Raw genomic sequence first — 13,285 nt, forward strand, 5'->3', positions numbered from 1 at the left:
GTGCCTAACGCGAGTCTGGGAGAAGAGGGTGTAGGATGATTAAAATCATAATTGTCGATGATCATGCAATGGTTCGTTCCGGGCTGCGCCTGCTCCTTAACGGCCAAGCGGATCTTGAAGTTATTGCGGAGGCTTCCGACGGGGATGAAGGCATTCAAGCTGCACTTGAGCTTCAGCCGCATGTGGTGCTTATGGATTTGAGCATGCCCCATGGCAAGGACGGGCTTACTGCAGCTTCCGAGCTCAAGGAGAAACTGCCCGATCTAGCCATTCTGGTGTTGACGATGCATGATGACGATGAATACTTGTTCCGTGCGATTCATGCTGGAGCAGCCGGCTATGTGCTCAAGAGTGCGCCGCACGAGGAGCTGCTTACAGCAATTCGCTCTGTTGCCAAGGGCGATGCCTACTTGTACCCGACAGCAACGAAACGTTTGATGAATGAATATGTGGAACGAATAAAGCGTGGCGAAAGTGGCGACGTTTACCAATCGTTATCGGATCGCGAGAAGGAAGTGCTTGGGTTAACGGCGAAAGGCTACGCGAACAAAGAAATTGCCGAGCAGCTTGTCATTAGCGTCAAGACAGTTGAAACACACAAGAGCAACGTTATGGAGAAGCTGGGGCTGAGGACAAGGCCTGAATTAATCAAATATGCGATGAAAAAGGGGTTGCTTCAATTTGAATAACGAAATGCCTCTGCATAAAAACGTTATCGCCGAGCATGTCGAATCGCTTCTGTCACAACTAGACGGCAGAATAGAGGACATGCAATTTCGCGCGGAGCTGAGGCATTCTTTAAAGCAGCTCGCAGATGTTAAATTTGCGCTCGATGAGTCATCGATTGTCGCTGTTACGGATCATAAAGGGAAAATTCAATACGTAAACGATAAATTTTGCGAAATATCCAAGTATGGGCGGGAAGAACTGCTCGGAAAGGATCACCGCATTATTAATTCCGGCTATCACGGCAAACCGTTTATGGACGAGATGTGGTCGACGATTTTAGCTGGGAACGTATGGAGCGGTGACATTAAGAACAAAGCAAAGGACGGTTCCTATTACTGGGTGAACACAACGATTGTGCCTTTCATCAGTGAAGAAGGAACCCCCTATCAGTATCTCGCGATTCGTAACGAAGTGACCCGGCTTAAGAAAGTCGAAGAAGAGCTTCAAGAGACGTTAGCCAAAGTGATGACCATTCAAGAGGACGAGCGCCGCAAATTTTCCCGGGAACTTCATGATGGCATTGGCCAAAGCCTTTTCTCGCTTCTGATCCAATTAGACCGTGTCATCGCTTCACCTAGCCAAGAGAAAGAAGAGTTAAACGGGATTCGCGATCATGTAGCAGGCATTATAGAAGAGGTGCGCGGGTTAGCTTGGGAGCTTCGCCCATCGGTGCTGGATGACCTAGGCATCGTGCCTGCTATCCGGACTTATATCGAAAATTTTGCTGCCCACTACGGAATTAGAGTAGTTTTCAACTGTAATTTGCGGAGAAGGCTTGGCATTCAGAAGGAAACGGTCATTTATCGAATAATTCAGGAGGCGCTGACGAATGCTGCGAAGTATGCAGACGTTGCGGAGGCGGCGGTTTCCATTCATGAATATGAATCTGAAGTTGTTGTTCTTGTCGCCGATCAAGGCAACGGATTCGACCTGAACGTGAGAACCCAGGGCGTAGGCCGCTTTAGCATGGTTGAAAGAGCCAAAATTGCCGGTGGCAGCTTGAAGCTGGAATCCGCGCTTGGACAAGGCACTGCTGTAACGCTCACGATCCCGATATAAACCAAATGGAGGCATTTAAGATATGGATATCAAAAAAATTGGTACGCAACCTTCCAGCAAAGGGCATGCTGATTATTTCACAGGCATGGTTCGCATTGATCCGCTGTTCGAAGCAACTGAACCTGCACGTGCAGCCGGGGCCAGCGTTACATTCGAGCCCGGCGCTCGAACAGCATGGCATACGCATCCGCTCGGCCAGACATTAATCGTAACGTCGGGAAGCGGACGCGTGCAGCGCTGGGGCGGTCCAGTCGAAGAAATTCGTTCCGGAGACGTTGTTTGGTTCCCGCCTGGAGAAAAGCATTGGCATGGCGCAGCACCGAACACGGCGATGACTCATATTGCCATTCATGAACGGATGGACGGCAAGACGGTTGACTGGATGGAAAAAGTGACGGATGAGCAATATCACTCATGAACGAATTGATGGGCCGCGAGAAATCGCGGCTTTTTTTTTGTACGAGTTTAGCTGGAGATGGTGATGAATGATAGAGTTGACATACCCCCACGGGGTATATATAATGCTAGATATACCCCTTATGGGTATAATTACATCTCAAATAAAATAATGCGTTTTAATTGGAGGTTAATTGATGAGAGGTCTTAAGTTACTAATAATTGTTGCCGTCGCAGCAGCGTTAGCCGGATGTGGCAAATCAACGGATCAAGGCCATATGAGCCATGGCAGCGAGCACAGTGATACAGCTACAGCTAACACAGAAGCAGTATGGACGTTGTCAACCGATCATCCTAGCCCTAATACAGATATTACGATTAAGGTGAAGATTCGAGATGGCAGCGGCAAGCCTGTTGAACAATTCGACATCAATCATGAGAAGAAAATGCATCTTATTATCATGAGCAAGGATTTATCGTACTTCGGCCATCTCCACCCTGAATATGAAGAAAACGGTGAATTTACGGTCACTACGCAGCTCCCAAGCGCAGGAGAGTTCAAAATGTACGCAGATTACATACCTGCCGGCGGAACTGAAACAACGAAAAGCAATTGGGTAACGGTGCAAGGAACCGCTCCAGCGCCTGCATCGATTACGCCTGATCTTGATAAGGAGAAAGTGATTGATGGCAAAAAAATAACGCTTGAATTCGATCAAATACAGGCGAACAAGGAATTAAATTTAACCTTTAACATTGTAGATGCCAAAACAAACTTGCCCATTACGGATTTGCAGCCCTATTTGGGTGCGGTTGGCCATGTCGTCATCGTGAGCGAGGATACCGAAAACTATTTGCATGTTCACCCAACAGAGGAGAATGCGACAGGTCCAGATGCCAAATTTATGACGAGCTTCCCTGCAAGCGGAAAGTATAAAATTTGGGGGCAGTTCAAGCAAAACGGGAAAACATTCATAGTACCATTCGTTGTAAATATTCCATAAGGGAGAAGCAACAAAAGAGGAAGATGCACCCTTCGGGCGCGCATCTTCCTCTTTTGTTTTGAAAACATCTTTTTCCAATGTGTGGTATCTTAATACCAGGAATATTATGTATTTCGATTCGGAATGGAGACATATAGGATGAGAATGTACACAGATCCTAAAGGCGAGGCATACGAGCAGGTAATCGATTTGGCGATAAGGAACTCGGAATGTTTTGTGCTTGGGGAGAAAATGTTAGATGGCGTGGGACGGAGCCAATACACAAGCGAATTGGAAGCGTTGGAACCTTTTCTGGTGAAGTCAATCGTTATCCAAGGCGATATAATGGATGACGTTACACAAATAAGAAATACATATCGCAGCCATGCCTTTTATTCCGCGGGAACCTACTATTTTTATAGATGCTGCGAAGAAAGCGGGAACCTGCTGAAGCAAATGGCAAACCGCTTGTCGGATTGGATTTATCCTAACCTGCCGGAAGACTTGTGTTTCTTGAAAGAAGATGGCGGAGACTACCTATATTCGGTTGTGCATGAACGGATGTATGGCCTTGAAGTAACGGAGGAAGAAGCAATCGATCTGATGGATCAGATTACTGGGCTTTTTTTGGAATTAAAAGCTCACCGGGACCTGGATCGTCTGCTAGATGATGCTATAAAGCATAAAACCGACTGGTTGTATATAAGCGGACATGGGCTGACAGAACTGCCCGAGCGAATCCGGGAGCTTACAGAACTGCGTGATCTGGAAATTTTTGAACAGGATCTTTATCGCCTGCCCGAAGGGCTGTTCGAGTTAATAAAGCTTGAACGCCTGAGTATCCTGACGGCTGATTTGGAGAGTATCCCCGCTTCCATAGCCAGGCTGAAAAAACTGAGAGTGCTTAACATCCAATGTGCGAGCTCGGATCGTCCGGCTCCTGGTTATCGGGCCAAGCCAAAGGATAAGATCAGCCTAAACCGCATCCCGCCGGAGATCGGAGAGCTGGATCAACTGGAGCAGCTAACGATTCAATATACCTCGATCCATGAGCTGCCGCCTGAGTTAGAAAAGCTGAAGCATTTGCAAATCTTGGATTTAGGCATGTGTATGATCAAACGCAAGCCTGATTTCCTAAATAATATGAAACAACTGAAGTACATCAATGTGTCACAGGATTCGTTATGGGAAACGATTGAAACAGAACAGTGAAGATCGTATTGGAGAAGTGGTGAAAATCCTGTTGACTATGAACAGCTTAATGACGTATCATTGCCCAGATACGTAAGGAGGATTACAGCAATGGCAAAAGCAAAAGTGCCCAAACGGCCCACGCGGGACGAGTTTGTGTTAGAGGAAATAGGAAACCAAATCACTGAGGCGTATAATGAGAAATCAGATATACTTTTGACTATTTGGGGCTGGGAAGAGCCGTTGCGTGGACAAATCGTTCACTTGGACTCGAGAACAGGCAAAGTACATGTGCAGAAGAAGGAAGAGACTGTCAAAGTTCCGTTTATGGATATTATGAGTTTGGATTACCCGAGAGATTAGTATGCTTCAACATAACGTAAGCCCCCTCATGCTGAGGGGGCTGTTTGTTTTGTTTGAATTATTGATGAGCGCTAGGGCAAATCGATCGATCTCCATGCGGCTAATGCGTGTAAGATTTCGATATCCGGGCTAATGGGATTAGGGTTGGTTGTATTAATATACATAATATTGTATAGTTATTCATTATGTTGAAGGAGGCAAGCGCTATGAAAGTATTTGTAGATGGCCAGTACGGGACGACAGGTTTAAAAATACATGAAAGGCTTAGCGAACGAAACGACGTTGAACTGCTTTCGATTCCAGAGGACCATAAGAAGGATCCCCAGATCCGAATACAGCTGATGAATGAAGCTGACATTGTATTCTTATGCCTGCCAGACCAAGCTGCCCGAGAAGCGTTAACGCTAATTACGAATCCTAATACGCGAATTATTGACAGCAGTACAGCTTTTCGCACGAATGTAGACTGGACCTATGGTTTGCCAGAATTATCGGAACAACAAAGGGGCGCAATTGCTAGCGCAGCTCGAGTGTCCGTTCCCGGCTGCCACGCTACAGCATTTGAGCTGGCGATTCATCCGCTTGTCCACAAAGGCATTCTTCCACGGGATTATCCGGTAAGTTGCCATTCTTTAACAGGTTATAGCGGTGGAGGCAAGGCACTGATTGAACGATACGAGTTAGGCAACACGGTCGAATCAAACGATGTACTAAATCACACTAAGCACTACAGCTTAAACTTGGACCATAAGCATTTGCCAGAAATGCAGAAATTTACGGATCTTGCTTTTCAGCCCGTATTCCTTCCGACTGTATGCAATTTCTACAATGGCATGGTTGTGACTGTTCCATTGGTGACACGCCTGCTTCCAAATCAACCTAACCTCCAAAATATTCATGCTGCCCTCATCGATTATTATCAAAGCGAAACGTTCGTAAAAGTCATCCCTCTGGAGGGCACCAAGGGAATGAATCAATCAAACCTTGATCCGACATTATGCAATGGAACGAATAATGCTGAGATTTTTGTTCTAGGGAACGACGATCAAGTTCTTATTGCATGCAGATTAGACAATTTGGGAAAAGGTTCCTCTGGAGCCGCGATTCAATGTATGAACATCATGCTGGGACTTGAGGAGGGATTAGGGCTTAGCTCATAGAATTTACGGTGCTTATTTTAGAGGTGAGGGGGCAGAAGTGATAGATGCGTTCGTTGAAGAACAGGTTAGGCAATGGAACAATTCAGGCATGATTACTAGTTCTACAGGCCCATTCCATGCGGCCAAAGCTTCTACTATAATGAGCATGCAAGAAATAGGATGGCGCTTCCAGAGATGCCAATTGAGAGAGGGGAAATTTATGAACCAAAGCCAACCGATTGCCGGGGTCCGCGACCTCCATTATGACCTCCGGTTTCTAGGCGAAGAAGGAACAGGGGGGCCTTTTGTTCTAAAGGCAGGCAACGTCTCCTATCCGCTTATCGAGCACACCAGCGATACTCTAAGTTCGAGCGGCTTTCATGCCGAGTCAGCAGTCCCGTATCCTACTCATTATTGTGCCGCAGTTCCACATGATCGTTCTAAGGTAAAACTTATTCGCGTTTATGGTCCAGCAGACGATCAAGGGATTCCCTCGCTCAAGGCAACAGCCATCTCCACTTCTGCACCTGATAAAGTGTATTCTGCAGCCGATATTGCCAAATCCATTCTTTTTCTGAATCCTAGCATTACCGTTCTAACCGCCGAACACTCCGATATTATCCTCGACCATATGAATGACACTCCAGAGATTAGCCAAATGGCATTTATGCTAGAACAGCTCAAGGACAATTGGAATACGACGAAGCTCATCATAGGCGATGACGGCAAGCCCGTTCTTGACAAAACAGGGAAGCCTTTCTACACCTACGAGCTGCATCCATACTTGCTCAATCTAACGGTAGACGCGGCTGCTGATATCAAGAAGAAAGCCTATAGCGATGAAACGTTGCGAGGCGTACGCTGGAATGTTCAACCGGGCGTCAGCCATATTTCAACGAACCATTCGAATTTGGCAGCCTCATCTGTGAGCACAGGTGGCTATCACTATAACCTGAAGGATGGTGGGCCGCAATACGGGGTTTCTGTACAAATAGAGAAGCTCACCGATAAATTCGAGCTTGATCTGAGAGTCACGAATTCCTATATTCGGCACATGTCGATCTACGCAACCTTCTATAAGGGTGATGGCGTCACTCCGATTGAAATTAGCACGGATGAATTGCTGGCGATTCTAAGGGGGGAAAACCTAACTGACGTTCAGCAGTGGAAGGATGCGTTGGGAGAAGCGGGGCAGCTGCTGCTAGGGTCCAAATCGTTGAAATTCATCAGTACGGTCAGCGCGGAAGGCACCTTCCTTGGCATTCCAGTGAGCGATGCAACCTCTATGGTTTCTTTACAATTGCCTTCCGCTGAGCCGATCGGCAAGCTTCGCCTGTCGATTGGCAGCCTTGGAAACGGCAATTCCCATTCCGATGCTGACCCTACTGCGGCATGGATTGGAATCGGAGCGACCTCACTGATGGATCTCGTTATTCCTACCATATCTCTGGTCATGACAGTAGGAACCGAGAGCAGCAAGATGTTCGACACGCTGTTCAAAAAGATCACTTTCATCGCTCCTACTGTTTACTCCATCTACACGGTCGTCAAAGATATCATCAACAACTCAAGCAACACGGGCAATGACGTGAGAGATATGCTTACTTCGTTTGCAGACCGGATCGTATCCAAGCTGCTTACAGGGACAGAGTTCGCTGCCGAGCTTGCGGCTATTTTATCTGCCGAAGAGGTAGAAGAAGCAATTCCAGTCGTAGGCTGGGGGCTAAAAGCTTTAGCGATTGAAGGCACGGTCGTACAACTTGCCCAAACGGTTAGCGAAGTGATCACATCGCCGCGAGTAGTCGATTTTGAACTGACTGTAAGCATGGACGCATCGATCACGCTGGTTCCCGGGGCAGAGAACGGACAACAAGCTGAATTTGCGGCTACCGCTGCGTATTATGTTGTGACGGCACAGTATAGCGACAACACAACGCGAACGTATAAAGGCGATATTCCGGACCCTAAAGTATCCAGCCTATCGTTCGAGCTGAAGAACATTCCGGTTGGCGGCAAAGTAACCTTCTTAGCAGCGATCTACTCTCATGAAGGATGGCTGGTAGGTGGAGGAACGTCGGCATTATTGGACAATATGCTTACGCCAGGGAAGGAGCAGTTGGTCGCTTCTGTAACCGTCAAGCAGATGCTATATCCGCTTACGGAGCAAACCACTTACAAGCACAGCCAACTGCTCGTGCAACAAAATGGGCGATATGCATGGCAGCATACTTCCGAAGCTCCTAAGGAAACAGCGGAAGACCTCGGCACAGGAGGAAGCGGCCATGAATTGGAGAGCCTGGCAGGGATTACGCTGAATTCGAACCTCGGGCTGCTCGGCTATACGTGGCAGGCATCTGGCATGCATATTCCGCCTGTCGATGGCGGCGATGGGGAAAACCTGCAGCTTTATGCCTTCAAGAACATCGCCTATGGACCGGATCCGAATGCCGGCATCATGAATACGCCTAAAGGCTATAACAAAGCGCCGCTGCTCGCGTATCCCCAGTTTGGTGAGGATAACGGTGCCGCTGTTTATTTCTACTTGGATCCGACAGGCGATACAAAAGACGGCTTCCACCTCAGGCAGATCAAACCGATCAATGACGCTTCGGTCCCGCAGGACAGCCCGCAACGGGCATTCGATCTATCAGCTAGCGAGAGCTGGGGCCGATTCAACTTGATTCCGACATCGATGGCTTATCATTCGAATGGGTACATCGTTGCAGTGAACCCTGCATATCCTGTCATGCAAATTTTGCAAGTGCCTTCAAGCGGCAAACCAGATGGCGAAGCGCCATGGGCGACGATCAAGCTGGGACCAGGCACGAGGGAAGGCCTGCTGTTGGAACCGGAACTAGTGGCGATTGCACCGAACCAAACCATCTATGTGCTCGAGAAAGGCAATCAGAGAATCCAAGCGTTCAGCCGCGGCGGCCATCCTGTATCGGCGTTCTCGAACGCTGAACATCCATATTGGATCAATTTGGCCATTCACGATACGACGCAAGATATCAAATACCTCGCGATGAGCGTTGAAATTCAAGGGCATATTTATGTGCTGAGCCAGTACGGCAACGGATATGATGCGAATCAATACTATTTGGATATATACACGCCTGCGGGAAGCCATTTGCTTACGCAGCAGGGCTTAGTTGCATCATCACTTGCCGTTGACCTGTGGCGTAATTTGTATACCCTTAATTTCCAACAAATCAGCTCGCCAGCTGGACACACGGAGCCCTCGGTCAGCGAATGGATTCCGAATACGCCTAAAAAGGAAGGTTCACTATGAGCCCTATAACAACATGGAGTTTACAAGCATCTCCATACGGATATGCAGGAAGCTACTATTATGAATTAGGCTATGCCGGCGGATTAGCTGTCATATGCGTTGGCAACAATGCTAGCAATTATAATTATGAAATCAATAACCTAGGCGGCGGACTAGTCGCACTGAAGGATACGAAAACAGGCTGGTACTGGAACAGCCATTATAATGACGGCATGATGTTATGGAATAACCGGGATCATAATTTTACTTCCGATCAAATCGGAGACGAGCAGAAGTTTAAGCTTATTAATTGCGGACATGGCGAAGTAGCGTTTCAATGCGCTGCTGGCCACTTCGCCGGACAGTACATCGAAGTGAAAAATGAGGGCTGGTATCCAGTCAACTGGGGTTTTGGGAAAGCAACTGTGAGCATTGGGCAAGAATCCAAATTTAAGGTGGATGGCGATCTTCTGCCGATCTTGATCGTGACGAATTCAGCACGGGATCTGGATTTGTCCGGCAAAGACTTATCCGGTTTGACCCTCGACAACGCCGATCTGACGAATGCTGTTTTCCGCAATGCAAACTTTAGCCAAGTCCGATCCTATGAAAATGCGCAATTCGTCTCTGCTAATTTGCAGCAAGCCATCTTCGACGGCAAGAGCTTGCATGGGGCGAACTTCACGCATGCCGATTTCACTGGGACGAACCTGACGAAGATTTTGCCATCATCTGCGCAGCTGTCCTCAGCCATACTGGCTGGAGCTAATCTAACTGGCGTTAATCTGTCTACATCTAACCTGACAAACGCAAATTTGACAGGCGCGATTTTGGATGGAGCCAATCTGAGCGGAGCGGACTTGTCAGGCGCTGACCTGACTGGCGCGTCTTTGATCAACACGATATTTGATGGCGCAATCATGCATCATACGAAGTTTAACCGTTGTGATCTAACGACAGCTTCCTTCAGCTATCCGCCTGACTTTACCCGCGCCGAGACTGACCGCACTTCTTTCTTGCAGGCTACCGTGCCTTATAAGATTTTAGGCAATAACTGGTCTTATCTAGATTTGTCCGATGCCAAGCTCACGGATATCCCAGACACTGTATCAGACTTGAACGCGGATTATGCGTTGCTGCCAGACGGACTTGATTTGAGCAAAAAAGACCTTAAAGGCGCTTCATTCAAAGGCACCCGCATGTATGAGCTTCAGCTCCAGCATGCTAACTTGGAGAAGGCCCAGCTCACGCATGCGAAGCTGAAAGGGGCAAAGCTAATTGGCGCCAATCTGACGCTCGCTAACTTAGACAGTGCATACTTGATCTCTGAGAGTAAAACTCAGCTGCATAAGGATTCGAACAAGCATGAAGCCGCTGTCATGTCGGAAGCGTTCATGATTAATACGAATCTCACAGGTGCTTTCTGTGATGGCGTTGACTTCTCCGGCGCTTTGTTCTTCACTTATGCGGGGCTTGATCCTGATAAAAAAGCGACAGCGAAGGGCGCAACGATGAACCAAGCGAAATTCAATAAGGCGATTTTGATTCAGGCAGAATTTGATGGCACTCAGCAGGGGGGCAGCGATTTTAGCGAAGCGACGATGGTCGGAGCGAGCTTCAAGCAAGCACAATTGATTCCAGCCTCATTGCCGCCTAATCCGGATGCAAGCTTCTATGGCGCTGACATACGAGGGGCTGACTGTACCGGCGCGAACATGGATGGGCTCGATTTGCGGTCTGCGCAGATCTCCACCCAATCCGGGGAATATAACAATGTTTATAAGGATTTTTATGGAAATCCGATTCCAGTTATTTTACAATATTCGGTCACAGTGCTAGGCAACACGACTGGCAGCACCACATGCGCGGATGGCTCCAAAGGGCCTTGCCATCTGTAGCAGTCTAGTGCATTGCAAGCTACAAAAAACAGGAAGATGCGTTCCAGTCGGGCGCAGCTTCCTGTTTTTCTATTAAATGCCTTCAGCTCTTAACAGACCCGCTTAACAATCATTCAAATGAATTAGCCGACGGCAACGAAAAAACAAAGTATTATGTGAGCATGAATCTCCTCGACAATGATGACAAACTTGTAAGCTTTTTCATGATAGCAGACGCCCAATTCGCTATGTTATCAAAGTAAATCAAGGATTCAGCTTGCCTACGAATTGTTGAACAAATGTAAAATGAACAAAGGCTGCCGATTGCAATCGGCGGCCTTTGTTCATTTCAATTCATTTTAATGAGCCATCAGAGTTTGACTAACGTCCATTTTTGCGCGCCAGTTCCATTGTCAGTCCAGATTTGGACGTTCGTTCCGTCGGCTGTGCCCGAAGAGGAGACATCGAGCGCTTTGCCGCTATTCGTGTTTATGAGCTTATAGGTGCCGTCCCCGTTCTGGACGATATTCCACTTCTGAGCACCGTTCCCTAAGTCAGTCCAGGCTTGCACATTGGTTCCGTCGGATGTCCCGGCACCTGAAACGTCGAGTGCGAGGGTGCTGTTTACATTAATGAGTTTGTAGGAACCGTCCGCGTTTTGGTACAGCGTCCATTTTTGCGCACCAGATCCGTTATCCGACCAGATTTGAACGTTCGTGCCTGGCGCCGTGCCAGCTCCAGCTACATCTAACGCTTTTCCGCTAGTTGCGTTAATCAATTTGTACGTGCCGCCATTGACGATGCCGGAGGAGGGAGGAGTTGTGCCGCCGTCTTGGTACACTCTGACGTAATCGACGAACATTTTGGCAGGGAAGGCGGTTGAGCCGTCCGGTGAGCCCGGCCAATTGCCGCCAACCGCCATATTCAGCAGAATGAAATGGTTTTTGTGGAACTCTTCAGTTGAGTTTACATTGTTCGCAATATTGGCTTCCTTGAACTGGACGCCGTCGATGAACCATTTGATCGCGCTTGATGTCCATTCGATGGAATAGACATGATATTGTGTAACGTCAACCGAATGGCTAGCGCCGCCATAGGATGCGTGGCCATTAACGTCCCAATGGATATAGCCATGCGTGTTGTTCTCGTTATTGACATGTTCCATGATATCGATTTCACCGCTCTTCGGCCATCCGACTGTTCCGATGTCCGAGCCGAGTGTCCAGAAAGCAGGCCATAAGCCTTGCCCTTTGGGCATTTTAATTCTTGCTTCGATCTTGCCATATTTAAAGCTTTGCTTCCCTTGCGACTTCAGCCGGGCAGACGTGTAGTTCATGCCGCCGTATGATTCTTTTCTGGCCTCAATGACTAAGTTGCCGTTCTCGATCCTAGCGTTCTCCGAACGGTTCGTGTAATACTCCAGTTCGTTATTGCCCCAGCCGCCGCTGCCTGTGCCCGTCTCGAATGACCAATTGTTCCCATCAATTGCAGTGCCGTTAAATTCATCGCTCCATACGAGATTATAGGCTGCATTTGCTGTCGAGATGGGAACTAATGCTGCAATAAGGGAAAGAATAAGCGTAAAAACAAACAGCCTCGTGCCTTTAAATAAACGATTCATAATGAGCCTCCTTTAGTATGATGGCCATTCAACATTGAGGTTCCATCTTCGCTGAGAGGATTTCAGTTTCACCTCCGATTCCAGATTTAAATCGTTTTCATAATAATGAAGCGCTTTCACAAAGAGTTTACCATGTGGCAAGCTATGATCTAAATAGGATATAAAACCTAAACTTGAACTGTTTAGTTTAAGCATTCCGGCCTGGCTGCTGTCGAAATGTCGAGAAAACTAATAAATTGCACCAACTGAATAAGATGAGTGAAATCCACCATAATAGTCAAGTACACCCAGCTCTAGAATGGAGGATAAAGCATGTTTGAAAACCTTGAAAGCAACTATGATTGTGCGAATGCAAGCGAGGATCTGCATCAGCTTAAGCAGCAACTTGAAGCGCTTCGTGAACAGCAAGCGGATAGCAAAGAGTCCCAGGAAGCGATCAACCGTCTTGAAAATCAAATCTCGTTCATTTTTAACAAATGCGATATTAACCATTAGTGTAATTTTGAACAAGAGGCCGCATCCTTGCGGCTTTTCGTATTATCAGGTCAGCCAGACATTTCTGGTTGGCCTATTTTTATAGGCGGTCTATGATGGCGATAGCCGGGAGAACGTGCGGCTTTTAGGGGCGCTGACTCCGTAATAAAAACTGTTCTCCC

The 13,285-nt window shown here is 47.6% G+C and carries 11 protein-coding genes; 10 read left to right on the forward strand and 1 reads right to left on the reverse strand.

Annotation, left to right across the window (positions count from 1 at the left end; all coding sequences use genetic code 11):
* Positions 1–35 precede the first annotated feature (35 nt).
* From GON22_RS17530 to GON22_RS17570, 9 genes are all read left to right on the forward strand, one after another.
* Positions 36–689, forward strand: a complete 654-nt coding sequence (locus tag GON22_RS17530) for a response regulator (RefSeq protein ID WP_160397403.1) — start codon at positions 36–38, stop codon at positions 687–689.
* A gap of 4 nt (positions 690–693) precedes the next feature.
* Complete coding sequence (locus GON22_RS17535; RefSeq protein ID WP_160397418.1) at positions 694–1,788, forward strand: PAS domain-containing sensor histidine kinase; 1,095 nt, start codon at positions 694–696, stop codon at positions 1,786–1,788.
* Between the two features lie 22 nt (positions 1,789–1,810).
* On the forward strand, positions 1,811–2,206 hold the full coding sequence (locus GON22_RS17540) for a (R)-mandelonitrile lyase (protein WP_160397404.1): 396 nt from the start codon (positions 1,811–1,813) through the stop codon (positions 2,204–2,206).
* A 175-nt stretch (positions 2,207–2,381) separates the two neighbouring features.
* Positions 2,382–3,188, forward strand: coding sequence for a hypothetical protein (locus GON22_RS17545; protein WP_160397405.1), 807 nt, complete (start codon positions 2,382–2,384; stop codon positions 3,186–3,188).
* A gap of 138 nt (positions 3,189–3,326) precedes the next feature.
* Entirely contained in the window at positions 3,327–4,379 is a 1,053-nt protein-coding gene (locus GON22_RS17550; protein ID WP_160397406.1) for a leucine-rich repeat domain-containing protein, read from the forward strand.
* A 90-nt stretch (positions 4,380–4,469) separates the two neighbouring features.
* Entirely contained in the window at positions 4,470–4,721 is a 252-nt protein-coding gene (locus GON22_RS17555) for a YolD-like family protein (protein WP_160397407.1), read from the forward strand.
* A 206-nt stretch (positions 4,722–4,927) separates the two neighbouring features.
* The gene (gene argC, locus GON22_RS17560; RefSeq protein ID WP_160397408.1) at positions 4,928–5,881 is read left to right on the forward strand and encodes an N-acetyl-gamma-glutamyl-phosphate reductase; all 954 of its coding nucleotides are present in this window, start codon (positions 4,928–4,930) and stop codon (positions 5,879–5,881) included.
* A 199-nt stretch (positions 5,882–6,080) separates the two neighbouring features.
* Positions 6,081–9,152, forward strand: coding sequence for a hypothetical protein (locus tag GON22_RS17565; RefSeq protein ID WP_160397409.1), 3,072 nt, complete (start codon positions 6,081–6,083; stop codon positions 9,150–9,152).
* Positions 9,149–11,029: a pentapeptide repeat-containing protein gene (locus tag GON22_RS17570; RefSeq protein ID WP_160397410.1), complete on the forward strand. Its 1,881-nt coding sequence runs from the start codon at positions 9,149–9,151 to the stop codon at positions 11,027–11,029. Before GON22_RS17565 ends, GON22_RS17570 begins: the two co-directional genes overlap by 4 nt.
* A gap of 349 nt (positions 11,030–11,378) precedes the next feature.
* Here GON22_RS17570 and GON22_RS17575 read toward each other — a convergent pair whose 3' ends face one another.
* Positions 11,379–12,629, reverse strand: coding sequence for an RICIN domain-containing protein (locus GON22_RS17575; RefSeq protein ID WP_160397411.1), 1,251 nt, complete (start codon positions 12,627–12,629; stop codon positions 11,379–11,381).
* Between the two features lie 312 nt (positions 12,630–12,941).
* On the opposite strand from GON22_RS17575, the gene GON22_RS17580 reads away from it, so the two are divergent.
* On the forward strand, positions 12,942–13,124 hold the full coding sequence (locus GON22_RS17580; RefSeq protein WP_160397412.1) for a DUF2524 domain-containing protein: 183 nt from the start codon (positions 12,942–12,944) through the stop codon (positions 13,122–13,124).
* The last annotated feature ends 161 nt before the right edge of the window (positions 13,125–13,285 follow it).

It is taken from the genome of Paenibacillus sp. MMS18-CY102, assembly GCF_009789195.1.
Lineage (GTDB): Bacteria > Bacillota > Bacilli > Paenibacillales > Paenibacillaceae > Paenibacillus_T.